We start from the raw sequence: 24,573 nt of genomic DNA, 5'->3' as shown, positions 1-24,573 counted from the left end.
TTATTGGCGATTTCTGTAGTTTTAATGGTGATTTCGGATGCTTTAGTGGCGATTTCGGATATCTTAGTGGCGATTCTCTTGATTCTAGCAGCGAAAAATACAACAAGAGCATCGAAATTAGATGCTCTTGTAATGACTTTTATGCAATTATTGTTGACGTGATTCGGTCATTTGCTTCCACACTGAGCCTTTTGCTTCTTCTCCTTGCTCAATACGGGCAATCGCCATTTTCACTTGAAGTTTTACTTCAAATTCTTTGTCATCTTCGACTGCCTTTAACGCTTGTAAAGATTGCTCTGTTCCTACTTCATATAGGTACATTGCTGCGCGCCAGCGGACAAGTTTATTTTTATCTTGTAATGCTTGTTGCATTGCCTCTTCAAACTCCACAAAGCCTAGGTCACTCATACAGTCTCCTGCCGTACGGCGCACCGCAGCACTTTTATCACGCAATGCTTTTTCCAAGTATGGTACTACTGCTACATCTTCAATCATGCCTAAGTAGACCGTTGCCAAACGACGGATGGACATTTGCTCATCTTGCAACGCTAAATCTAAAAGTGGTAAATCATCAAGCTCGGGATCTGCCATTTGATCAAGTAATTGGAAACGTTTTTCCCATTCAGGCTGTTGGAACTGTTCCACCGTTATTTTTAACTTAGCTGGTTTTTGATTGGTCTTTTCTGTATCATTCGCCGTTGCAACAATATCAGCTAAACGTTGTACAGAATAGGTCACATCGATTTCCTGTTTGACCGCTTCCGCAATTTCCTCAAGCTCACCATAACGAACGCCATAGTCAATCCATTTACGTTGGAAGATGTAGTTTTCATCGACATCTGTAGCAATAATATTATTAAATGCATCGACAAAACGATCACCACAGCTCACACGGTATTCTCGCTGATTGTCAAATACTTTTACTTGTAACGGCACTTGCTTGTAGAACTGGACATGGACATAAACTTCACCGAAAAATTCATTGGCAATTTGGATGTCGCTAGCCTCCGCTACATCTTCCCCCAATACTTGTCGAATGCTCGATAAAATACTTTCCCAGCCGTACTTTGCATTACGTTCGACTGCAAAGAAGTCCGCTACATGATAGACGCCTTTAACCCCTTCTATGGCTAAAATAGCTGCCGCTTCTCCTGTCGCTTCGTCTTTGTTGTCCTTTGTAAAGTTAAAGCTTTTGCCAAACGGTAACTCCGTATCGACGATAATCTTCATTGAATTAGGACTTGGTGTCGGTTCAATTGTAAGTATTTTCATGTAATACACTCCTTATCCGTTTACGATTTCATCTAAGTACGACCATCTTTCAATGAGATGCTCATAATGTGCATTTAGTTCATCTAATTTCGCCGTTAACTCCTGCAATTTAGTAAAATCAGCGCCAGCGTTTGCAATCCCTGCCTCGGTTTCCATAATCGTTGTCTCTGTTTTTTCGATCTCATCTGCAATGGTTTCCCATTCTTTTTGTTCTTTAAACGACAGTTTTTTCTTGTCAGATTTTGGCTTATCAATCTTTTGTTTCTCCACTTTTGGTGCTTCTACCTTGACAGATGTTTCCTGCTCACGCTTTTGTAAATAATCGCTATAAATATCAAGCGACTCATCGACATGTCCTTGCCCGTCTAATATCCATAGCTTTTTAGCTATACGATCAAGGAAGAAGCGATCGTGGGAAATGGTGATGACAACGCCTGGGAAATGTTCGATAAAGTCTTCTAATACTCCTAGCGTTTCAATATCTAAATCATTTGTCGGCTCATCCAATAACAGGACATTTGGTTGTTCCATTAAAAGTCTTAATAAATGCAGGCGCTTCCGTTCTCCACCGGATAATTTACCGATTGGTGTACCGTGTGCATGCAGTGGGAATAAAAAGCGCTCCAACATTTGGGCAGCGGAATAGCGTACACCTTCTGCATCGGTAATGTCATTTGACGCTTCACGAATATATTCAATCATGCGCTCATTTTCATTCATTTTCGGTAACGTCTGTTTAAAATGGGCAAGTTTGACGGTAGAGCCAACATGAATCTCTCCCTTATCCGGTGAAAGTTCGCCAGCTAGCATATTAAGTAAAGTGGATTTACCAACGCCATTGGCACCGATAATACCAATACGATCGCCTTGTTGCAGTAAAAACGTAAAATGCTCAACGATTTTTTGTGCACCAAAAGCCTTTGATATATTTTCAGCCTCTAATACTTTGCGTCCAAGGCGTGTTGTCGCTAAGCCCAATTCCAGTGACACATCATCTGACTTGCGTTCTAAGTTGTCTTCCAATTGTTCGAAACGCTGAATACGGGCTTTTTGCTTTGTGGAGCGCGCCTTTGCACCGCGACGAATCCATTTTAACTCCGAACGATAACGATTGCGATCTTTTTGGGCTGAAGCCGCGGCCATTTCCTCACGAATCGCACGAGCCTCTAAAAAGTCTCCATAGTTGCCTGTATGTCGATATAGCGTTTGGTCGGCAATTTCATATATATGAGTTGATAATTCATCTAAGAAATAACGATCATGGGTAATGAAAATAACAGCACCTTTTAAGCGCAATACCATTTCCTGCAACCATTCTGTGGACTGTACATCTAAATGGTTGGTCGGCTCGTCCAATAAATAAAGGTCTGCTGGCTCAATTAACACTTTTGCTAAAGCGACACGTTTTTGTTGACCACCTGAAAGGGTTAACACTTCTTTATCAAACATTTCAATACCAAGCTTTGTCAGCGCGGTTTTCGCAAGGGCATTGACATCCCAAGCTTGCTCCTCATCCATACGTTGCTGTAAGCTAAACAATGTTTTTTGTAAGCTTTCTGACGTTGGGTTCATCGCTAGCGCAGCCACAGTTTCTTCATATTGTCGGTTCAGTTGTAAAACGGGCGAATTGCCTGCAAACACGGCTTGTAGTACCGTTTCACCACTATTAAATGTTGGTTCTTGGGGTAAATACGCTATACGATATTTATTCGGACGATCAATGGCAATTGCATCCGCTTCGATTTGACCAGCTAAAATGGACAGCAACGTAGATTTCCCTGTACCATTAATGCCGATGAGACCCGCACGCTCCCCTTCATAAATTGTAAATTCGATATTTTGAAAGAGCGTTTTATCGCCCACTGTCTTCGTTAAATTTTGTACGATTAAATGACTCATTATGCTTTTCCATCTCTTTCGTTCTGTAATTGCTGTAAAAAGCTGACCATAAATTGATGGCGTTCATTTGCCATTTGCTTGCCTTTATCAGTCGTCATTAAATCTTTCAATAATAAAAGCTTCTCATAAAAATGGGTTACAGAAGATGTATTTTTACTTCGATAATCTTCCTCGGTCATTGTTGTACGTGCTTCTTCTGTATCATCGTAGAGTTTACGACCTTTGGCACCACCATAAGCAAATGTCCGTGCAATGCCGATTGCGCCAATGGCATCCAAACGATCAGCATCACGCACAATTTTCGCTTCAAGTGAAGTGGCTTTCAGTTCATTGCCCCCATTAAACGACACTTGTGCGATGCAATCACGAATATGTTGTTTTTTTGCATCACTAATCGGCAATTCATTAATAAGCTGTTCTTCTTGTTCTTTGCTATCTGTATACTTTTTATCACTCACATCATGCAAAAGCACCGCCATTTTCACAACCTCTGCATCTGCATCTGGTTCTGTATGTAAAATCGCTACCGCATTTTCATAAACGCGCTCAATATGTTGAAAATCATGACTCGCATCAAATTGCTCATAGATACCACGTACCTTGTTTTTTAAATCATTCATATCCATTCTCAGTCCTTCCTCTTTGCCTATTATACTGTATTGCTATCGGAAGTTGGTAACGATGTAGCCTTTTCTAGAGAAAAACAAATAAAAAATACATATCAATTGATTAATTATTCAGACTATTGTAAAATAAACATACAGAACAACCTCTATTGTTCTGTATACTCACAATTTGCGTAGCGTACAAAAAACTATGTGTTTTACTAGCTTAAATAACTTCAGCGGGCTTACAATTGAATACTGTTTGACAGAATGATGAAATGCGTATAGTGTAACCGATCATCTTCAATAAAAGTGAACATTTTCCCTTATTTTCAAGTTTGTCAACCCGCATAGTACATGTACAATACAAAAATTTGTGAACAACCAGTTAGTTTTGTTTGCACGACCACGAAGGCTTTTACCAAATGTAGCAAGGTATGATGGATTCTTCATTAAACGATGTTACCTTCTACTATTCGATACCTGAGTAGATTGGAACGTAACGCCTACCTTTAATGATTCATGTATCATCCACTATGTGATCATTTTGCGAAATGCCGCATCATTGGAGTCGTGCTAACAAGGATCGATAATTCATTTAGGAACATTTTTCCGAAGTTCATTTTAGGTAAAAAGGAAGTAATACGTTACGAAGGAAGTAGGAAAGAAATTGACTGCATGTAATACCCTCCCGCTGAAGGAACAATAAAAGCTGCCCATCTTATTGAGATGTTGGCAGCTTTTATATTGTGAATGCTTTTACCCGCGAATTGAGGTATTTTATCCGCGTTTTTTTAAACTTTACCCGCGAAACAACTACTTTTACCCGCGGTTTTTAATTAAAACAACCCGACCGCATGTCCTTCACGATCGACATCCATACGTAGGGCAGCTGGCTGTTTAGGTAAACCAGGCATCGTCATTATATCGCCTGTTAAGCAAACTAAAAATCCTGCACCAAGCTTTGGAATGACTTCACGAATCGTTACGGTAAAGCCTTCAGGACGTCCTAGTAAACTTGGTTGGTCAGATAACGAATATTGTGTTTTGGCCATACATATCGGCAACGTATCCCAACCAAATTTTTCGATTTGCGCCATTTGTTTTTTCGCTTGGTCTGTAAATTGGACATCTTTCCCGCCGTAAACTTTCTGCACAATAGTACGTACTTTTTCTTCAATTGATTCGGTTACATCATATAAAGGAGAGAAATTATTTTCTTCATCTAACACAGATATTACTTGTTCTGCTAAGGCTAATCCACCTTTGCCGCCCTCTTCCCAGACATTTGTACGGGCAATGCGCACATGATTTTCTTGACACCAGTTTAGCACGGCTTCTAGTTCTGCTTCTGTGTCTGTAATAAAACGGTTTAACGCGATAATTGGTTCAACACCAAATGTACGAATCGTCTCCACATGTTTCGCTAAATTTTCGATGCCTTGTAACAGGGCAGGCACGTTTTCTCCAACAAGTGCTGTTTTCGCTACTCCGCCATGCATTTTCAATGCACGAATGGTTGCTACAATTACTACCGCACTTGGTTTAAAACCTGCTTTACGTGCTTTAATGTTCATAAACTTCTCGGCGCCTAAATCGGAACCGAAGCCCGCTTCTGTTACGACGATATCAGCTAGCTTACGTGCTGTTTGTGTTGCCATAATGGAGTTACAGCCATGTGCGATATTCGCAAATGGACCGCCATGAATAATTGCAGGTGTCCCTTCAAGTGTTTGTACTAAGTTTGGTTTGAAGGCATCTTTTAATAGCAGCGTTAGTGCACCTTGTACTTGTAAATCGCGCACAAATACTGGCTCACGATCAAATGTATAACCAATCACGATGCTTGCTAAACGCTCACGCAAATCATCTATGCTAGTTGCCAAACAAAATACCGCCATAATTTCAGAGGCAACTGTAATATCAAAGCCATCCTCACGTGGCATCCCTTGTACTGGTCCACCAAGACCGATCACCACTTTTCGAAGCGCACGGTCATTCATGTCCATCACACGTTTCCAAATGATACGACGAGGATCTATGTTTAAAGCATTCCCTTGATGGATATGATTATCAATAAATGCTGACAGCGCATTGTTCGCTGTTGTGATGGCGTGTAAGTCACCAGTAAAATGTAGGTTAATATCCTCCATCGGTACAACTTGTGCATAGCCACCACCCGTTGCGCCTCCTTTGACACCCATTACTGAACTTAGGGAAGGCTCACGCAATGCAACAACAACATTTTTCTTTAATTGATGAAGGGCATCTGCTAACCCAACCGTAACTGTTGATTTTCCTTCACCAGCTGGCGTTGGACTAATGGCGGTCACTAATACCACCTTTGCATCCTCACCATGAGCTGTTATTTTTAAAGGATCGATTTTAGCTTTGTAGCGACCGTATTGTTCTAATGCATCCTCTGGAATGCCGGCCGTTTTGGCGATGTCTATAATTGGCTTCATTACCGCTTGGCTAGCAATTTCTAAATCTGATAAAGGTTGATTTTTCGTTGTCATATGGAACCCTACTTTCTCTATATATGATTCAACTCCATTATAGACTTTATTGTGAAAGAATACACAGTTAGTTATGCAATATTTCGACAATCAATTGACATCTCTAATGAATTCATGTATGTTCTAAGAGAAAATGCAATTTTTCATATTTTTTCAATTATGTCACGATTTAATTGATAGTATTTTACATTCAAGCGCATTGGAGGCGAATGCTTATGCAACAAGGAATCGTAAAGTGGTTCAATAACGAAAAAGGTTATGGCTTTATTGAATGTGATGATGGAGAAGATGTATTTGTACATTTTACGGGCATACAAGAGGAAGGCTTCCGTACACTTGAAGAAGGGCAAAAGGTTTCATTTGATGTAGTGGAAGGCAATCGCGGTCCGCAAGCATCCAATGTTGTGAAATTATAAGGTACAAGGAGCTGTTCAACAACTGAACAGCTCCTTATTTATAAACGGTCCTACTTTAAACATCTCTAAGGGTTAAGCCAATAAAATGCCGAAGGAAACATTAATGTTTCCTTTGTTCGATCAGTATCCTTCAATGTCACTCCGAAAGGCCCTTCACTTTTATGTCCAAGCATCATTTTTGTAGCAGCAGCTTCTTCATAGAAATCTAAACGAATATTTGGCAAATGTAAGGCAATAAACTCGGAATGTACAACTGGCTCTGGTAATTGTAATACTTCATGCCATAACTTTGCTGTTGCCTGTGCATCTTGCACATAAAATTGCACAGATTCCATTGAAATCGTTTGTGATGTTGTTACCGCCCCACTGGCTATTAACTGCGCATAGCGCTCCTCATCTCCATCAGCCCACTCAATAAAAAATGGAAAATCAATTGCTTGCCCTACTTTCCCAAAATGCAATAGTTTCCAATGCACAACTGATCCATCTGGTCTCGTTCGACTACAAGCATCTGGTCCATAAACATCGAAACCAAGAGCACTTAATCGTTGTGCCTCTTGCTCTATATTTGTTGTACGTAAAGCAATTCTTGAAAAACCATAGCGCTCATTGTTCTGTTTGAACGTATAATGCAGAGAATACGGTAATTTAGCCGCTTCCTCAAATAGTGCATGATCGTATACTGCTATTTGTTCAATATAGCTTAATCCAAAATAGCTTAACGTATTATATGTCCCCCACATTGTGTGTTGCCCACCATTCACGGTATGGATATGACGTTTATTTAAAAAGACTTTCATATTTTCTGGTGACTGAACTTGATGAACTAAATGATCAAAATACAAAGTCATACTTCTACCTCCTTTTGTCTTTTCATTATATACTTTACCAGTTAGTTTTGTTGGTTTAAATTAAAATTAAAAATATTTAAATAGCTATAGTACTTTCTCTATACTATGAAACTATTTTAAATGATGTCATTCAAGGCCTATAATGGATTTTGTTTTAAGATTTTGCGAAGTTTGTAGCTGCTTAAGAGGATTGTAATTGAAAAAATAGACTATAAAAAAATGACCAATGCCAGTGTTCTTTCTTAACATACAACACTGCTATTGGTCATTTTTTATGGGATGTATAAGGCGAGTAGTTAATATTTGTTTAACGTAAGGATTACGTTTTGTACATCATTTTATATACGAAAGTTGTCAGCATATTTTAACACGAGCTGCGTTCGGGAAGTGACTTGAAATTTCCGATATAAATTTTGCAGATGCTTCTTCACCGTATTTTCACTGACATATAAAATACTAGCAATTTCTGCATTTTTAAACCCTTTACATAAATAGCGTAACAGTTCCTTTTCACGTTGGGTAATTTGCAATGATTGTGCTGGCTGAACGTATTGATGTAATAAATAACTATTTTCAATCAAGCGCTTCACAACTAATAGCTTTTGTCGATCCTGTTCGGTAAAGGGCTTTTCCCCCTTTTTGCGCAAAAGGCCAATTGCCGCGGATGGCTTATGTTGTATAGTCAAATACATCACCATTTCATCTATAAAATCATGGTATTGTAAAAAGCTTTCTATATAATAACGCTTATTCTTTCTTGATATCACTTCGTTTTGTTGCATTAATTGAATATCAGGCTGGTTTTGCATATTCATCGGATGTAAAGGATCATAAAATTTATATACATTTAAATAATTTTCCACTGTATACGCTTCTACATTAAAACACACTGGTTGATTAGTTAACTCGTCATCTATCACTTCCCAGAATATAGCATGCTCGTAGTGACAACATTCACTTAATACTTGCAAAACATTCAATTTAAAATCTTCACTTGTTTGTTGCAAATTAATATTTGAAATTCTAAACATTGCTTCTAGTAAATAGTTCACCTCTTTTATTTCAAAAAATATTATAATCACCTCTATTCTCTCTTTTAAACACATATATTCTCTTTAAAGCAATTTTATACTTTTGGGTAATGTTACTTTTTCATTTATCATTTTAAAATAAACTTGTAAGTCAAACTAATAATGAGGTGATCAGATGAATTTACAAGAATATGCTTCCTATGATGGGCTTGGATTAGCAGAGTTAGTAAAAACAAAGCAGGTGACACCGCAAGAACTTACAACATTAGCGCTACAAGGAATTGACAAAGTGAACGCTTCGATTAATGCCGTTGTTAGCGTATTAGAGGAACAGGCTGAAAAAGCAATGTCAACTTTACATGAACAACAACCATTTGCAGGTGTCCCCTTTTTAATTAAAGAACTTGTCATTCATGCGGAGGATGTGCCACATAGTATGGGCAGTCGTGTGGCAGAAAAGGCGGTGATGTCCGTTGACAGTGAATTAATGAAACGTTTTAAAAACGCAGGTTTTGTATTAAGTGGTACAACGACAACACCGGAATTCGGTTATAATGCTGCAACAGAAGCTGTCGTTTACTACCTACTCGTAACCCATGGAATCTAGACCATAGCCCAGGAGGTTCAAGTGGTGGAGCATCTGCTGCTGTTGCTAGCGGCATTGTCCCTATCGCACATGGTAATGATGGTGGTGGATCACTTCGTATTCCCGCATCATGCAGTGGTGTCATCGGTTTAAAGCCCTCACGTGTGCGTACCGATGTACTTACAATAGCGAAGCATTAAATGGACTAGCCATTGAATTTGCCCTTACTAAAACCATTCGTGATACCGCTACTTTACTGGATCAAGTAGTACCAGACTTAGGTTGCTACTCGGTTATACAAAGCCCAGAAATGCCCTATAGTAAAGCGATACTACAAAAGGGAAGACCACTAAAAATTGCCTGGACTACAGCAACTAATTCTGGTGTATCCGTCGATATGGAATGTATTGAGGCCGTTCATAAGACGGTAAAATTATTAGAACAGTTAGGGCATGAAGTAGTTGAAGCACGACCAGTTTATGACCAAGCAACCTTTTCCAGTGCAACGGTCAATATTTGGACAGCGAATATTTATAAAATGATTGAAGGTGCTGCCGCATTAACTGGGAAAACACCTTCACGCGATCATATTGAAGCAGCCATTTGGCAGTGTTATGAATATGGCAAAGAGTTAAAGGCTAGTGCACTATTAGAAGCCATCCATACCAATGCACTTGTGTCACGCCAAGTTGGAACATTCTTTGCGGATTATGATGTGCTATTAAGTCCAACAATCGCCACTTTACCAGCCAAAATCGGTGAGCTAAATGCCAATAACCCAACTATTTCAGCAATTGAATGGACAGAACAAATTTTCACATACGCACCGTTCACAAACTTGTTTAATGCAACAGGTCAACCATCGATATCATTGCCACTTGCGATGAGTGCGTCAGGCTTACCAATCGGACTCCAATTTACAGGGCGCTTCGCAGATGAGCTAACACTGCTTCAGCTTGGGAAACAATTAGAGGAAGCGGTTCCATGGAAAGACCGTCTTCCACCCGTACATGTAGGTACTGAAGTTGCAGAAATTGCTAGAAAGTAAGAAAAAGGAGGTGCAAGCATGAATCTTGCACCTCCTTTTTCTTGTTTATTGACATTGGACATTCTATTAAGTCAAACGTTTGAAATAGGAGACAACGGGTATTGTTTGGATAAAGGCGCTTCGTGAATGAATACATAGCTAAAGGATAAGCGTTTAGGTGCTGTTTCAATTGCTAGTTAGTCTAAGAAAGGATAAGAAACATGAAAAAAACTTTATATGCAAGCATCATCGCTCTAAATTTATGTTTTTTTACCATCATGCAGGATGGTAAAGCAAAGGAAAATGATGAAACGGAACGAAAGATTGTCCTTATCTCATTTGATGGCATGAAAAATGACTATACTAAAAAATATATACAAGAAAATAAATTACCTCATATCAAACAAATGTTAGCAAACGGGGTTACTGCAAAAAATCCTTCTACCATTACCCCTTCTCTTACTGCCCCTTCACACGCAGCCATTGCCACAGGGGCGACACCGAAACAGACGGGCATCGTAAGCAATCATTTTCACGAACCAAATACAGCTATCGATAATGAAGAAAGTGGTTTCCAAGCAGAAAGCGAAGTACCGCCCGTGTGGGTAGAAGCTAGGAAACAAGGCAAAACAACCGCTACTATCGCTTTTCCTGGAGCAAATCCTAAAGAAGAAAAACAAGGTGATTTTGCTATTTATTTTGGTGAAACATGGTCTCCAAGCACTTTGGAGTCATTAACCTTTCAACTAGCTTCCGCATGGATTGATGCCCCTACAAGCTACAGCCCTATTAAGGAAACCGAATTGTCTATTGACATGAAAAATGAAAAAAATCGCCTTCTCCATATTTTAGCGATTGACTCGTCTAACGATCAAATACAAAACTATGACACCTTTATAGTATCTGCAGATAAAAAGGTCGATGCGGAAGACGTGATGGTAACAGCAAAGGAATGGGGAGCTCTTTCCTTCCAGTTAAAAGACTCTCTGTCCGCAGGTTTTTACTTTAAAGTAAAAGCCGAGATGCAAGACCTTAGCCATCCTGTAAAGTTTTATAGAACGGCCGTAACTTCTAGCTTAATTAGTGGTCCTAAAGGATTTTCCGATGAGATTGAGCAACAATTTGGTTTTTATCCTGTCCAAGATGACGACAGTGCCCTAGAAAAAGGATGGATTACGAGAAAGGAATATGAAGAAATCAGCGCCCGATCTGTTATGTGGGTTACAAAAGTTGCTCTTTATATAAAACAGCAATACAACCCTGATTTACTTATGTTTTATACGCCCCATATAGATCATGAACAGCATAAGTATTTATTAATCGATCCACGGCAACCAGACTTTTCAGTTAAAAAGTCCGAAAAATATATGGGCTATATCGAATGGTCATATCGTTTAGCGGATCAAGTAGTTGGTGAAACATTAAATTCCTTGAAAAAGAATGATGCATTATTTGTCGTCTCGGATCATGGAATGGAACCAGCCCATACTACTCTTTTCCCTAATAAAGTATTAAAAGATGCTGGGTTATTAACTGTAGATGAAAAAAACAACATAAACTATGCGCAATCAAAAGCTTACGCCATTCCTAGTGGCTCCGCGGCACATGTCTATATTAATTTGAGAAACCGTGAAAAGAAGGGAGTTGTACCACGTGAACAATATAAACATGTCCGTAGCCAAATCATGCAAGCTTTTAAAGAGGTAAAAGTCTCGGATAATAAGGAAGCACTTATTCAATATGATGTGCAAAAAATGAAAACTGCCATTAAAGTAGAGAGCTTTTCATTCCCTACTGTCCAACATCATATCAAAGATCTTTGGCACCATCTTTTGAAACCAAAAATTCATCCCTATGAAAAGGTCATAAAAAATACAGACGACAATAGTACCCTTTTAGAACATCAAAACGCAGGTGATGTTCTATTAATTGGCGCTCCTGGCTATGTGATGGGCAGCGACATGGAAAAAAATAGTGCACCACCGATTGAATTAGGGACACATGGAGGAGATGCTGCTAGAAAGATGTTACAACCTATTTTTATCGCTACTGGGACAGCTATTGTAAAAGGGAAAGAAATAAACACCACATCTAATTTAGATATTGCACCAACGATTTATCATGTACTTGGCTTAGATATCCCCTCATTTGTTGAAGGCGAAATTATTGAAGACATTGTTACTACCAAAAAAAGGGAATGATTCACACAATCATTCCCTCAAAGTATGAGCAACACGCAACCGTTTGTTCTTAATCGAACAATAGTGTACCCGCATAAATTGCGTTTGTTCTTACCCCCGGTTTAATTTCTCCATTTATAGAATAAATGTTGCTATCCATTAACACTAAGCCCTCACCACAAGGTGCATCAAATGGGACTTTTCCTACAGAACGCCAAGTATCTTCTTGCGCATTATAGATGAGTACATCTTTATTCCACTTAAATTCATAAGGATCTGCAGTAAAGTATTTTGTTCTAAATGCCAAAAGTTCATCATCTTTTAATGTCCCTAAATTTTTTACTGCATCATCATAAACTTCTTTATTGAAACCGCCAATGACCATCATTTCATTGTTATTTAATTTGACTGAATTAGCGCCAAGTAAAGATAGCTCTTTGTCATCCAGTTTTACAGAGGAGGCTTTGGACCATTGATTTTTTTCAATATTATATTGGTAACCATCTGTATAGGCAACAGATCCGCCACCACTAAATACATAAAGGTTTCCATTTAATATTTGGGCCACACTTTGGTTTCGAACACTTTCCCCTGGTATCGAAGCTAGCTCTTTTATTTTCAATGTTTTTAAATCATATTCATATAATTTATTACTTTCTTTTGCATTTTGCTTACCAAGTCCAATATACAATTTACCATTCTTTTCAGCCGCTATCCCATCACTAAATGTAAATGGCAAATCCCCTATTTTCTCTACTTTCAATTTTTGATTTTGGTCAACCGTCAATAATGTGATATCATCTGCATATTCTTTGTCAGGACTGCCACCAATATAATAGATTCCCTTTTCTGTCGTGATAGACGCTCCATAACCAATCTCATGATTAAGGTTCGTATGCTCTACCAGCGTTAACTTGTTGTTATCTTTTTTATAGACATAGACATCGGAGTAATGTTTCTTTGCCCCTCCATTTAAAACTGTATCATAAGGGAAATTAGCACCTCCTCCTACGATTAAATAATCTTTATAAGAGCCAGCTAAGACGCCAGCTGTTCCAATATTCTTGTCAAATCCTTTTTGTGCCTTAAGTTCTCCTGCATATTCCCATGTTATTCTGTCCACTGATTCTCCGTCCCTAGAAGCTTCTACTTTTTTATTTGCCATACCAACACCTAAAACCAACATTGATGCCATAGCTACTACCAAAAATTTTTTCATACGTTCGCCTCCTCTTTATTTGGAAATATAAATTTCTTATTATGGATATAAAAAATAGTGCGCAAATCACCTCCTTTGGGGGATTGCTTTTATTTCTAAATAGCCCTATAAAAATTCTAAATATTCCGAATATTTAAGTGTGAAAAAGATTATTCTTTTGAAGGAAAACGATAAGAAAAGAGGTGAAAATAGCGTTTATATTAAACGACGGACATCGTAACAAAATCTATGTTGAAACGATACTTACTAGTATTTAAGAAAACAATCAGCTTCTTCGACAACAAAACTCCTTAAATAAACCAATGCTAGTCATCCATTGATAGTTCTTTTTGATAAGATAGGACACCTCTACAAAAAGTCATTAGTACCTCGTAATGATCGTCTAAAACTACTATATCTGCATCCTTCCCTACTGCAATACTTCCTTTTCGATGACTAATATTTAACTGCTTTGCAGGATTTCTTGACGTCATGTTAATAACATCTTCCAGTGTACAGTCATCACAGTAATGCAGCATGTTTTTCATTGCATCATCAAGTTTTAACACACTGCCCGCTAATGTGCCATTTTGTAATTCAGCCGTACCATCTTTCACGATGACCAACTGACCGCCTAAATCATAATTGCCATTTTGTAAACATTTTGCACGCATGGAATCTGTAATTAAAATGAGCTTCTCACTTTTTTTACTTTGATATGCTAACTGAATCATTTCAGGACATACATGAATGCCATCTACAATTAACTCAGCATATAATTCTTCCAGCAACAAAGCAGCCCCCGCGACGCCCGGCTCTCGGTGATGCAATCCTTTCATTTGATTAAATAAATGCGTTACTTGCGTAGCCCCCGCAGCCATTGCCTTTTGGACTTGCGCAAATGTCGCATTCGAATGGCCGATTGAGATGACAACACCATGTTGTTTCAAATACTGGATTAGTTCCAAGCCCCCTTTTTGCTCAGGAGCCAACGTAACTAGTTTAATGGTTCCTTCAGCTAGCTTTTGCCATTTTTCAAATAGCGAGATTTCTGGCAGCACGATAAAATCCACTGGTTGAGCCCCTGCCATGCTAGGGTTCACAAATGGCCCTTCTAAATGAACCCCTAGCACCTCTGCCTGACCTGGTTGTTGATGATTTTTTATAAAATTTGCTGCGTTTTTTAACGCCTGTGAAATATGGTCGTCCGATTGTGTCATTGTCGTCGCTAAAAAACTCGTTGTCCCTTCCTGGGGCAATGCTCCGACAATTGTTTCCAGCGATGCAATTTCTCCATCCATTACATCAGCACCAGACGTACCGTGAATATGAATATCAATGAGGCCAGGTATTACGTTATGTCCCTGTAAATCAATGATAACCGCTTGCTCATCCGTTCTATAATTGTGCATCCATCCTATAGCTTGAATGTTCATACCCGTCATCTTTATAAATCCATCATCAATAATGCCATTTTCTGCATATATTTTGGCATTCGTTAAAACAATTGATTGTTCCATCAACCTCACTCTCCCCACCAATCAATTTACTTGTCCGAATATTTTGTCTGCCTTTATAACATCTTCTCTATAACCGCTTGTGCAGTCAGTTCTTTGTTATGAACGGAGTCCTTATTTGTTTTCTTAAAGTATTCTAAATAGAGTAAATCTAAAAGATAGAGCTGTGATATTTTTGCAGATAAACTGCCCCCTTGAAGTGGCACTTCATTCGCGCCGCAAAGCAATGTAATATCAGAAAAACTTGTTAAAGGAGACTTGGCAAATCTCGTGATTGAAATAATTTTTGCCCCTCGTTCTTTTGCTACTTTTGCTACTTCAATTGTATCCTTCGTTGAACCCGAATAAGATATAAGCACAGCTACGTCTTGCTTTGTCATTAAAGCAGCAGACATAATTTGCAGATGTGAATCGAGCGAACACTCGGTTTTATTCGTAATTCTCATAAACTTGTTTTTGGCCTCCATTGCTGTCATTAAGGACGAGCCGACGCCAAAGAAGTGAATTCTTTGGGCATTAATCATGCACTCAACAGCTAGTGCAATATCCTGTTCCGATAGTAAATTAAAGGTTTCCGTTAGCGCTTGAACGTTTGAAGATAAAACCTTCGACGATAGTTCCGCAATTGTATCTTGCATCGTAATGGCACTAGATAGTTGCGGGGTTTCATTATCGAGAGAAATGCTATGAGCTAACATAATTTTAAACTCCTGATAGCCTTTTAAATCCATCGTTTTACAAAATCGAAATACACTTGATTCTCCTACATGACACGCATCAGCCAAATCGGTAATCGACATGTAAATAACATCTTTAATATTTTCGAGAATATAATCAGCTACCTTTTTTTCCGTGTTAGTAAAAGAATTGTATCTCGAATGAATAAGTGAAAATATATCTTGTTTTGCCATTTTAATACTCCTTCTATTAATCGCCTCGTAAATGAAGTGACACAGCACCTAAAACGCCGGCTTTATTTCCAAGTGAGGCTTGCATAATTTTAACATCTGTGAAACTCTCCATCGTTAACGCTTTCACTTGATGTGCTATAATCTCAACAAGATGATCTTGCTCCATAACACCACCACCTATTATAATCGCTTGAGGATTAAAAATGTGAATGAAGGAAGTTAACCCTAATGCTACTTCTACTATCCAATCTTGAAAAACCTTTTCTAAACTTTTGTCTCCCTGATGCATTCTTTCGAAAATGACTCTACCATTTATAAAGTCAGCGTTTATTTGCTGTGCTTTTTTTATTAAAGCCGTTGTCGAAGCGTACGTTTCATAACATCCTTGCTTACCACAGTTACACTTATTACCGAAAGGATGCGTAATCACGTGCCCGAATTCTGCTGCTAAGCCATTATGCCCTTTATAAATTTTAGAGTCTATGATAATGGCACCACCAATACCTGTACCATAAGTTAAACAAATAAAATCATGATAGTTCTGTGCTGCACCAAAATGCTTTTCCCCTAGGGCAGCTGCATTGACATCATTTTCAACTTTAACAGGCACTTTAAAATGCCTCTCGAGAATTTCCTTTAATTTAGTTCCCGTATAGTTTGGAATATTATCATTAGCATAAATAATAGAACCATCTGCACTATTAACCTGACCTGCCGTACTAATGCCTATTGCTTGAAAGCCTTGAAACTCATGGATTATCTTAATTAGTTTTTCAACTAAATACTTTCCGCCTTTGTTACTTTCCGTATCATATTCTTTAAATACTTCTAAGCGTCCATTATAATCTGCGATCCCTACTTTTATCGATGTTCCACCAATATCAGCGGCTAATATTTTCACTTGCATCATCCTTTAAAACACTATTCTTCCTCGTCTAGCAATCTTCACTATTGTATAGCCTGAACGAATCTTTTCGTAATTTCCATCGGTCTAGTGATTGCTGTACCGATCACTGCTGTATGAACACCTAAATCAAAAACGCGTTTCAATTCGTCTGGAGTCCAAATACCACCTTCCGCAATAACAGGAATCGGAAAACTTTGGACTAATCTTTTAATTAACTCTGTATCAGGCAATTTTTTATCATTTGTATATTCCGTATAACCACTTAATGTTGTACCTAAGCAATCAAACCCAAGTTCATAGGCCACTTTTGCTTCTTCATACGTGGAGCAATCAGCCATAAAAATTTGGTCTTTAAATGTTTCCCTAATTTTAGGGAAACATTCGCTGATAGTGGTGCCATCAGGTCGTATCCTTTTCGTGGCATCTAGCGCAATGATATCTACCCCCTCCTGATAAAGCAATTCAATCTCATGAGCAGTAGGTGTTATCACTACGTCGGACCCTTCACACGTCTTTTTTATAATACCAATAATCGGCAGTTCAACCATACGCTTAATTTCTCTAATATCTTCAATACTATTTGCCCGAATGCCCTTAGCTCCCCCAAGCATCGCCGCATAAGCCATTTTCCCCATAATAAAAGGGCTGTGAAGAGGTTCTTCTGGAAGTGCCTGACATGAAACAATCAGTTGTCTTTTAATACCGTCAAATACTTTTTGTTTTTTATTCATTTGCATACATCTCCATGGATAAACATTTACTTATCTGCTCCAATCGTTATTCCTTTTGTAAAGTACTTCTGGAAGAAAATAAATATCAGTAACATCGGAATTGCTGCTACAGTAGCACCAGCCATCTTATAAGCAAAGTTAGGATTTAAATCTTGCATTAAGGTTGCGATTCCTACCATTAATGTTTTGGAATGAACGTCTTGCCCAACAACAAGTTGCCATAAATAGTCGTTCCAAACTTGCACAAAGTTAAGAATAAATAAAGCACCTATACCCGGTTTAACTAATGGCAACATAATCTTAAAAAATATACGGAATTCGCTTGCGCCATCGATTTTGGCCGTTTCTCTTAATGAATCTGGGATAGTATCAAAAAATCCTTTTAGTAAAAATACCCCGAAGGCTGTTGCGACATTAGGCCAAATCATACCACTTAATGTATTGACCATATTCATATCTTGAATAATTCTAAATAGCGGAACAATCATAACCTCTTTAGGTATCATTAAACTTGAAATAAAAATAATGAAAATGATGTTTTTCCCTTTAAATTTCAATTGGGAAAAGGCATATACTGCAAGTGAACTAACAACAATTAAAGCAAATGTGGACATTAAAGCTACAAACAAACTATTATAAGTCCATATAAAAGCTGGCTGATTGTTAAATACATCTACATAGTTACTAAAGTTTAAGCTTTTTGGAAACCAATCTGGTGGCATTTTTACTACATCCGCACTGTTCTTAAAGGAACTTGTCACAAGCCAATAGAGCGGGAAAAGACTTAAACCGGCAAAAAATAGTACAATGCAATTTGTTATGATTTCTATTTTTTCTCTTTTCCTCTTGTTGTTCTTTCTTCGCATACTCGTTCACCTCTAATTCTTCTTGAGCATTGTTCTTAGCTGTGGCGTAGATAACACTAATGTAATGAGGAACATAATTACACCTACTGCAGAAGCAATACCAAGCTGATTATACTTAAATGCATTATTGTATAAGTAATACATGAGTGTCGTAGAGGCGTTGTTTACCTCCACCTGTTAATAACTGAATAACAACAAATATTTTAAGTACTGCGATAATATTCATAATAATAATGTAAATCGTCGTCGGTTTAACCATTGGAATAATGATTTTGAATATGATTTTCATGCGACTTGCACCATCGACTTCAGCCGCTTCAAAAAGTTCCTTTTGCACCCCAATCATAGAGGCAATATAAAGGATAATGGCCTGCCCCACATTTGTCGCAAATGTAACGAAAATAATGACTGGTAATACCCAATTCGTATCCCCTAAAAAGTTGACGGAGGCTAGTTCCATTTTTCTTGCTATAAAAGGAATAAGTCCATTTGCAGGGTTTAGCAAAAAGCTCCATATCATACTCATAACAACCGCCGAGACCATTACCGGAATATAATATGCACCTTGTATAAAAGACACATATTTCGCATTTTTATCAAATACAGTAGAGGCAACAAACAGGGCAAAAAACACCGTCAGCGCGACAATACATACTACAAAAATAATGGTGTTGATTGTAGACTGAACGAATACAGGATCACTAAATAATTTTTTATAGTTAGCAAAACCAACAAACACTTCATCTTGATAATTTATTTTAAATAAACTTAAACGGATTCCTTCTATAATAGGGTAAACTAAAAATATAAGAAAAAGTAAAATTTGAGGTGCGATAAACAAGTAACCTGTCATATTTTCTTTAAACGATTTTTTATTGATTTTCATCGCTATCATTTACCTTTCTACAATTTAAGCCCCAGCATCTAGGGGCTTAAATTGTTGTAAAGTTATATACACGCCATGCTATTTTTTATAAATTACAGAATCTGCTTTTGATTCTTCAATTACCTCATTGCCTTTTGTTTCATAATCTTTCACAGCCTGCTCCGCCGTTTTTCCACCCGTGTATAGTGCTTGTAGTTCTGGATATAAAACTTGTCTTAATTGGCTGTAGCCCGGTACGTTACCTGTGAAGTTAAACATGTAAGGGTCGTTAGCAGAATACGCCTCGAAATAATGCTTTTCAGATTTGAACTCGTTGGCAACTGATGTTCTAACAGGTACACCATTTTTAGAAGCCTTGACAAGTTCAGCATCTGTGGAAATAAATTTCACAAAATCTTTACTAACTTTTATTCTCGTTTCATCTTTTGTGTCAAATACAGTTGCACCCGTTACATACGTGAACGATAATGGATCGCCACTTTCAGAAGGAATGTTTGCTAGTCTTATATCAAATTTAGGCGCTTTTCCACTTTCCATATCAGCCTTTGCGTTATTGAATAATATTGCGTTAGTAAAACTAATTGCAAGCTGTTGATTTTGGAACATCGCATTCACGTCATTTGAAGAAACAGATTCTACCCCTGGATTTGTTAAACCATCATCGTAAATTTTCTTTAACCAATTGGCTGCTTTCACACCGTTAGCATCATCAATGATTAAATTGCCGTTGTTATCAAAAAATGGATTGCCAAACATTCTTAAATAAGCAAGATTCCAAGTATCACCTTGATTATTTAACGCATATAATCCCATAGGGTACGCATTGGAATATTGATCTTTCGGTATATCGGACTTTAACTTGTTTAATATGTTTTCATAGTCAGCTAGTGTCCAAGTTTTAATTTCATACTCTCCACCAATGTACTCGTCAAGTCCTGCAGCTTTAAACATGTCCGCATTGTAAGCTAAAGTACCTGGGTTATGCGAGAACGGGAAGAAGTACACATCTTCACCAAATGTCACACTGTCCCAATAACCTTGAGCAATATCTTTTTTTGATTGCTCATCCACAATATCATTTAATGGTACTAATGCTCCTCTATGCGCGTAGTCTCCCATGGCAAATACACTTTCAAAGAACACATCTGGAGGTGTTCCACCATTCAGATTGACATTTAATAGCTCATCTCGTTGCTCCCCTGCAATTACCTCTACATTCACCTTAACGTTATGCTCCTTATACTCAGCAGCGAAACGCTCCCCTGCATGTTTGAAGAAGCTATCATAATCTGCTCCATTTTCAGAAGCATCTAAAACCCCTTTCCATTGCGGAGTTAACCATACTTTTAGCTCGACCACATCAGATGAACTAGAGCTAGATTTTGAACTATCAGTAGAATTACTTGTACATCCTGCTAGCACTGAAAGTACAAACAAGATTGCTATTGCAGTTGCGAAATAACGCCTTTGAAACATAAACGACTCCCCCTTATGAATGTCATTAAAATAAAATTGCCTATATGAAAGACAAGCTTTTTATTAGCTTGTGTCCTCCCCTATGTGAAATTACACTTGTAATTATCGACAACCTTTATTACTAACGGTTGACCTTTTCAAGTGGACTACCCTTTATACTTTTGGATGGCGTTGTCGATTAACGCTTTAATACTAGCGATTTTATTTAAATCGTCACCCGATACCGGCTCTAATGGAGCTCTGACACTGCCTATATGAACCCCGTTTTGTTTTAAAATTTCTTTAATCGTGGAATATAGAGAACCATTTAACGAACATAAAGCAACGATAATATCATTAATATCATGTTGAATTTTTCTAGCATTCGCGAAATCCCCTGCTGACACAAATTTTTCTGCCATTAAAAATAGCTCAGGCATTACGGCATATGTTCCACCAATTCCGCTATCAGCACCGATTATTCTGCCTGAAACGTATTGCTCATCAGGCCCATTAAAGACGATAAAATTGTCACCGGCAGTAGCCTTAAATCTTTCAATATCCATAACAGGCATAGAAGAATTTTTTACCCCTATCACTTTTTCATTTTCTATTAGTTTTTTAAAGAGATTTAGTGAAAGGTCAAAACCTGTCGTTTGTGGGATATTGTAAATAATAAATGGCATTGTCGTTGCATCCATAATTTCCGTCCAATACTTATAAACCGAACTTTCTGAAAATTTAAAGTAAATAGGTGGAATGGCCGAGACAGCATCATAGCCTAATTCTTCTGCATATTTTGCTAAAATTACACTATCCCTTGTTGATGGTGCCCCCACATGTGCGATTAATGTAAGCTTCCCTTTTAGTTGGTGTGCCACATATTTTAGGGTCGCTTTTCTTTCTTCTAAGCTGTGATAAATACATTCTCCTGAACTTCCACCAACGTAAAGCCCTTTAACACCTTTTTTGTATAAATAGTTACACAATTCTTTCGTTCTACTTTCAGATATTTCTCCTTGCTCATCATAACAAGCATAAAAAGCAGGAATGATTCCTTTATACTTTTCTAAATTCACCTTTGAACACCACCTAAAAAGTTTTTATATCATTGTCCGTTGACAAAACACCACGAAAATAGCATGTTTTAATGCCCCTATTTTCGAAATGATAAAGCATGGCATTAACCTCTTGCGTTTTTTAAATGTCATTACTGTTAACGCTTACAAGTAATATTATAACAAGTCAAAAAAGTTGTAAATAATTTTCTTTATTTTTTTAATTTACGGAGAAAAATTCCACCTTCGTAAACAATAATAAAAAACTACTCCTTATAGACATGACCGAAATCTATTTAAAAGGACCGATATAAAAGGCTTCAGACTAGCCCACTTGATGTCTAGAAGTATTTAAATTGTTTTACAGATGGAGATACAATTGTTTACAATCAGTCTAAAAAGGAGAAACCAATGCTTAAGAAATTAGAAAATTATTTTCAGACTGCCTTTACAACTACATATAATGCACAAGACAACAGTAAATATTGGTTTATGACAGAAGATAATTGTAAATTTGGCATCGTCAAAACAGCCCTTTCAGATGCCGAACGTAATCTTTTACTGACTTTATTTCTTCCCATAGATAATACGATAAATGGACAAAATAACTCTAGCGTTCAACAAAAATGGTATGATTTTTTAAACAACGATGGAAAAGAGCTACCCTTTTTACAAGGTGTAAAAACTTTGCGTTTTTGCTATTTCTATCTCAAACAACCTATTGATGATTTACATAATTTTAAAGAGGCCATTACAGGAGGATTTCAGCAACCGGTAATACTTATGATGGACGATACACATGGCATTATCGTAGATGAAAAGCCCCAAGTCGTTTTTGATAAAGAGGCATTTAGCCAACTAAGTGATACATTAACAAGTGATTTTTTTGTTAAAATTTATAGTTATATCGGTCAACTGCATCAAGCTGATTTATTCGTAAAAGAAAAGTTTAGCTATGAATACCAATGTTTCAAAGCGATCCATCGATTCGCTGATCGTGAAAAATCACTCACATTTCACGAAGCATTGCCTTTACTACTCATTCATGCTCCATCACTCGTTAACAAAAACATACTTTCCAATTTGTTTGTTGAAAGTATGCAAGGGGAGGAGATGCTTGATACAATTCAAGTCTTTTTACAATGTAATTTAAACGCGTCTTCGACTGCAAAAAAACTTTATATTCATCGCAATAGCCTACAGTATCGATTGGATAAGTTTATAGAAAATACAGGAATCGATATTCGATCCTTTGCCAATGCCGCATTTGTTTCACTCGCTATGTTGTTGCTAAAATCAGAAAATTATTAATAGTTGTTCAATGTGCCCAATGATATTTTGTGTAATGTATACATATACATTTTGCATAATTTTCTCTTATACTCTAAAAAACCATTACAAGGGAGATGAACCAAATGGCAGAACTAAAATTACAACATATTTATAAAATCTATGATAAAAATGTCACGGCAGTAAAAGATTTTAATTTGGACATTGAAGATAAGGAATTCATTGTTTTCGTAGGTCCTTCAGGTTGTGGTAAATCTACCACATTACGTATGGTCGCGGGTCTCGAAGAAATTTCTCAGGGAGATTTAATCATTGATGGAAAACGCATGAATGATGTTGCACCAAAAGATCGTGATATCGCCATGGTATTCCAAAACTACGCCCTTTACCCACATATGAGCGTATATGAAAATATGGCATTTGGATTAAAACTGCGCAAATTACCGAAAGATGAAATTAACCGTCGTGTCAACGAAGCCGCACGCATTCTAGGTCTTGAGGAATATTTAAATCGTAAACCGAAAGCACTTTCGGGCGGTCAACGGCAACGTGTGGCATTGGGACGTGCCATTGTTCGGGATGCGAAAGTATTTTTAATGGATGAGCCTTTATCGAACTTAGATGCCAAGCTACGCGTTCAAATGCGTGCAGAAATTACTAAACTTCATCAACGCCTACAAACAACAACGATCTATGTTACCCATGACCAAACGGAAGCTATGACGATGGCAACGCGCCTCGTTGTTATGAAAGATGGTATTATTCAGCAAGTAGGAGCACCAAAAGAAGTTTATGAGCAACCTAAAAATGTTTTTGTTGGCGGTTTTATCGGCTCCCCTGCCATGAACTTCTTTACGGGTACGCTTACCGATGGCAAACTCAACATTGGCAGTACTTCTATTGCCATTCCACAAGAAAAAATGAAATACTTACTAGCGCAAGGCTACAACCATAAAGAAATTATAATGGGCATACGTCCAGAAGATTTCCACGATGAACAGGCGTTTATTGAATCATCGCCAGGGTCTAGAATCGAGGTAACGATTGAAGTGGCGGAATTAATGGGGGCTGAAATCATGCTCTATTCACAGGTCGAAGGGCAGCAATTTATTGCACGTGTGGATTCACATGCCAATGTTAAACCTGGTCAAGTTATCCCACTAGCACTCGATATGAACAAAGTCCACTTCTTCGATAAAGACACTGAAAACCGAATTATTCCAGGTGATAACAAACATAACGAAGACAATGAGGGCAATGAAACACCACTTGTTGTAAACTAAAAGAAGGCGACTATTCTATCAGTATTGAATGAATAGTCGCCTTTCATTATGATATGATTTACTTTATCTACCATTGCAAAATGAT

The 24,573-nt window shown here is 37.7% G+C and carries 21 protein-coding genes and 1 pseudogene; 7 read left to right on the top strand and 15 right to left on the bottom strand.

The annotated features are described in order from the left end of the window. Positions 1-3: 3 nt before the first annotated feature. On the top strand, positions 4-162 hold the full coding sequence (locus tag LO754_RS08655; protein ID WP_231786035.1) for a hypothetical protein: 159 nt from the start codon (positions 4-6) through the stop codon (positions 160-162). On the opposite strand, the gene LO754_RS08650 is transcribed toward LO754_RS08655, so the two are convergent. From LO754_RS08650 to LO754_RS08635, 4 genes are all read right to left on the bottom strand, one after another. Next, positions 148-1,272, bottom strand: coding sequence for a conserved virulence factor C family protein (locus LO754_RS08650; protein WP_024363479.1), 1,125 nt, complete (start codon positions 1,270-1,272; stop codon positions 148-150). The genes LO754_RS08655 and LO754_RS08650 overlap by 15 nt on opposite strands. A gap of 12 nt (positions 1,273-1,284) precedes the next feature. Next, complete coding sequence (locus LO754_RS08645) at positions 1,285-3,171, bottom strand: ABC-F family ATP-binding cassette domain-containing protein (protein ID WP_231786034.1); 1,887 nt, start codon at positions 3,169-3,171, stop codon at positions 1,285-1,287. Then, positions 3,171-3,791 carry an HD domain-containing protein gene (locus LO754_RS08640; RefSeq protein WP_024363477.1) on the bottom strand — a complete coding sequence of 207 codons (621 nt, stop codon included), beginning with the start codon at positions 3,789-3,791 and terminating at the stop codon, positions 3,171-3,173. Before LO754_RS08640 ends, LO754_RS08645 begins: the two co-directional genes overlap by 1 nt. An 824-nt stretch (positions 3,792-4,615) precedes the next feature. Beyond that, positions 4,616-6,295, bottom strand: coding sequence for a formate--tetrahydrofolate ligase (locus LO754_RS08635; protein WP_231786033.1), 1,680 nt, complete (start codon positions 6,293-6,295; stop codon positions 4,616-4,618). A 215-nt stretch (positions 6,296-6,510) separates the two neighbouring features. Between LO754_RS08635 and LO754_RS08630 the strand changes: the two genes are divergently transcribed. Further along, the gene (locus tag LO754_RS08630; RefSeq protein ID WP_004269397.1) at positions 6,511-6,711 is read left to right on the top strand and encodes a cold-shock protein; all 201 of its coding nucleotides are present in this window, start codon (positions 6,511-6,513) and stop codon (positions 6,709-6,711) included. Between the two features lie 65 nt (positions 6,712-6,776). Here the strand turns inward: LO754_RS08630 and LO754_RS08625 are convergent, their stop codons facing one another. Then, positions 6,777-7,562, bottom strand: coding sequence for a VOC family protein (locus LO754_RS08625; RefSeq protein WP_024363475.1), 786 nt, complete (start codon positions 7,560-7,562; stop codon positions 6,777-6,779). A gap of 338 nt (positions 7,563-7,900) precedes the next feature. Beyond that, positions 7,901-8,644, bottom strand: a complete 744-nt coding sequence (locus LO754_RS08620; RefSeq protein ID WP_231786032.1) for a response regulator transcription factor — start codon at positions 8,642-8,644, stop codon at positions 7,901-7,903. 124 nt (positions 8,645-8,768) lie between these two features. Between LO754_RS08620 and LO754_RS08615 the strand changes: the two are divergent. The 3 genes and pseudogenes from LO754_RS08615 to LO754_RS08600 all read left to right on the top strand — a co-directional run bounded on the left by LO754_RS08615 (position 8,769) and on the right by LO754_RS08600 (position 12,407). Continuing rightward, positions 8,769-9,379, top strand: a pseudogene (locus LO754_RS08615) (amidase family protein). Beyond that, positions 9,310-10,227, top strand: a complete 918-nt coding sequence (locus tag LO754_RS08605; RefSeq protein ID WP_231786030.1) for an amidase — start codon at positions 9,310-9,312, stop codon at positions 10,225-10,227. Before LO754_RS08615 ends, LO754_RS08605 begins: the two are co-directional and overlap by 70 nt. 200 nt (positions 10,228-10,427) lie before the next feature. Beyond that, complete coding sequence (locus LO754_RS08600) at positions 10,428-12,407, top strand: alkaline phosphatase family protein (protein WP_231786029.1); 1,980 nt, start codon at positions 10,428-10,430, stop codon at positions 12,405-12,407. A gap of 49 nt (positions 12,408-12,456) precedes the next feature. On the opposite strand, the gene LO754_RS08595 is transcribed toward LO754_RS08600, so the two are convergent. The 9 genes from LO754_RS08595 to LO754_RS08555 all read right to left on the bottom strand — a co-directional run bounded on the left by LO754_RS08595 (position 12,457) and on the right by LO754_RS08555 (position 21,936). After that, positions 12,457-13,605, bottom strand: a complete 1,149-nt coding sequence (locus LO754_RS08595; RefSeq protein WP_231786028.1) for a cyclically-permuted mutarotase family protein — start codon at positions 13,603-13,605, stop codon at positions 12,457-12,459. A gap of 305 nt (positions 13,606-13,910) precedes the next feature. Further along, a complete protein-coding gene (gene nagA / locus LO754_RS08590; RefSeq protein WP_231786027.1) occupies positions 13,911-15,104 on the bottom strand; it encodes an N-acetylglucosamine-6-phosphate deacetylase in 1,194 nt (397 codons plus the stop codon). Positions 15,105-15,157: 53 nt separating this feature from the next. After that, positions 15,158-16,012: a MurR/RpiR family transcriptional regulator gene (locus LO754_RS08585; protein WP_231786026.1), complete on the bottom strand. Its 855-nt coding sequence runs from the start codon at positions 16,010-16,012 to the stop codon at positions 15,158-15,160. A gap of 16 nt (positions 16,013-16,028) precedes the next feature. Further along, complete coding sequence (locus tag LO754_RS08580) at positions 16,029-16,913, bottom strand: ROK family protein (RefSeq protein ID WP_231786025.1); 885 nt, start codon at positions 16,911-16,913, stop codon at positions 16,029-16,031. A 47-nt stretch (positions 16,914-16,960) separates the two neighbouring features. Then, positions 16,961-17,650: an N-acetylmannosamine-6-phosphate 2-epimerase gene (locus tag LO754_RS08575; protein WP_024363467.1), complete on the bottom strand. Its 690-nt coding sequence runs from the start codon at positions 17,648-17,650 to the stop codon at positions 16,961-16,963. Between the two features lie 26 nt (positions 17,651-17,676). Then, positions 17,677-18,516, bottom strand: a complete 840-nt coding sequence (locus LO754_RS08570; RefSeq protein WP_231786024.1) for a carbohydrate ABC transporter permease — start codon at positions 18,514-18,516, stop codon at positions 17,677-17,679. A gap of 124 nt (positions 18,517-18,640) precedes the next feature. After that, a complete protein-coding gene (locus tag LO754_RS08565; RefSeq protein ID WP_231786023.1) occupies positions 18,641-19,402 on the bottom strand; it encodes a carbohydrate ABC transporter permease in 762 nt (253 codons plus the stop codon). A 78-nt stretch (positions 19,403-19,480) separates the two neighbouring features. After that, a complete protein-coding gene (locus tag LO754_RS08560) occupies positions 19,481-20,878 on the bottom strand; it encodes an extracellular solute-binding protein (protein WP_231786022.1) in 1,398 nt (465 codons plus the stop codon). Positions 20,879-21,024: 146 nt separating this feature from the next. Continuing rightward, complete coding sequence (locus LO754_RS08555; protein ID WP_024363463.1) at positions 21,025-21,936, bottom strand: dihydrodipicolinate synthase family protein; 912 nt, start codon at positions 21,934-21,936, stop codon at positions 21,025-21,027. Positions 21,937-22,326: 390 nt separating this feature from the next. Here LO754_RS08555 and LO754_RS08550 point away from each other — a divergent pair, with 390 nt between their 5' ends. Both LO754_RS08550 and LO754_RS08545 read left to right on the top strand, forming a co-directional pair. Then, on the top strand, positions 22,327-23,226 hold the full coding sequence (locus tag LO754_RS08550) for a PucR family transcriptional regulator (RefSeq protein ID WP_024363462.1): 900 nt from the start codon (positions 22,327-22,329) through the stop codon (positions 23,224-23,226). Between the two features lie 104 nt (positions 23,227-23,330). Continuing rightward, the gene (locus tag LO754_RS08545; protein WP_231786021.1) at positions 23,331-24,488 is read left to right on the top strand and encodes a sn-glycerol-3-phosphate ABC transporter ATP-binding protein UgpC; all 1,158 of its coding nucleotides are present in this window, start codon (positions 23,331-23,333) and stop codon (positions 24,486-24,488) included. The last annotated feature ends 85 nt before the right edge of the window (positions 24,489-24,573 follow it).

This window comes from Lysinibacillus sp. GJ-1 (assembly GCF_021166035.1).
GTDB classification, from domain to species: Bacteria; Bacillota; Bacilli; order Bacillales_A; family Planococcaceae; genus Lysinibacillus; species Lysinibacillus sphaericus.
Note: the sequence above shows the minus strand (reverse complement) of the source record. Positions and strands in the feature narration are given on the sequence as shown.

Coding starts and splice junctions, on each gene's coding strand:
- LO754_RS08565 (WP_231786023.1), bottom strand. CDS start 19,402: ATGAAAATCAATAAAAAATCGTTTAAAGAAAATATGACAGGTTACTTG.
- LO754_RS08585 (WP_231786026.1), bottom strand. CDS start 16,012: ATGGCAAAACAAGATATATTTTCACTTATTCATTCGAGATACAATTCT.
- LO754_RS08625 (WP_024363475.1), bottom strand. CDS start 7,562: ATGACTTTGTATTTTGATCATTTAGTTCATCAAGTTCAGTCACCAGAA.
- LO754_RS08600 (WP_231786029.1), top strand. CDS start 10,428: ATGAAAAAAACTTTATATGCAAGCATCATCGCTCTAAATTTATGTTTT.
- LO754_RS08570 (WP_231786024.1), bottom strand. CDS start 18,516: ATGCGAAGAAAGAACAACAAGAGGAAAAGAGAAAAAATAGAAATCATA.
- LO754_RS08560 (WP_231786022.1), bottom strand. CDS start 20,878: ATGTTTCAAAGGCGTTATTTCGCAACTGCAATAGCAATCTTGTTTGTA.
- LO754_RS08650 (WP_024363479.1), bottom strand. CDS start 1,272: ATGAAAATACTTACAATTGAACCGACACCAAGTCCTAATTCAATGAAG.
- LO754_RS08545 (WP_231786021.1), top strand. CDS start 23,331: ATGGCAGAACTAAAATTACAACATATTTATAAAATCTATGATAAAAAT.
- nagA (WP_231786027.1), bottom strand. CDS start 15,104: ATGGAACAATCAATTGTTTTAACGAATGCCAAAATATATGCAGAAAAT.
- LO754_RS08595 (WP_231786028.1), bottom strand. CDS start 13,605: ATGAAAAAATTTTTGGTAGTAGCTATGGCATCAATGTTGGTTTTAGGT.
- LO754_RS08640 (WP_024363477.1), bottom strand. CDS start 3,791: ATGAATGATTTAAAAAACAAGGTACGTGGTATCTATGAGCAATTTGAT.
- LO754_RS08550 (WP_024363462.1), top strand. CDS start 22,327: ATGCTTAAGAAATTAGAAAATTATTTTCAGACTGCCTTTACAACTACA.
- LO754_RS08635 (WP_231786033.1), bottom strand. CDS start 6,295: ATGACAACGAAAAATCAACCTTTATCAGATTTAGAAATTGCTAGCCAA.
- LO754_RS08575 (WP_024363467.1), bottom strand. CDS start 17,650: ATGAATAAAAAACAAAAAGTATTTGACGGTATTAAAAGACAACTGATT.
- LO754_RS08605 (WP_231786030.1), top strand. CDS start 9,310: ATGCAGTGGTGTCATCGGTTTAAAGCCCTCACGTGTGCGTACCGATGT.
- LO754_RS08645 (WP_231786034.1), bottom strand. CDS start 3,171: ATGAGTCATTTAATCGTACAAAATTTAACGAAGACAGTGGGCGATAAA.
- LO754_RS08630 (WP_004269397.1), top strand. CDS start 6,511: ATGCAACAAGGAATCGTAAAGTGGTTCAATAACGAAAAAGGTTATGGC.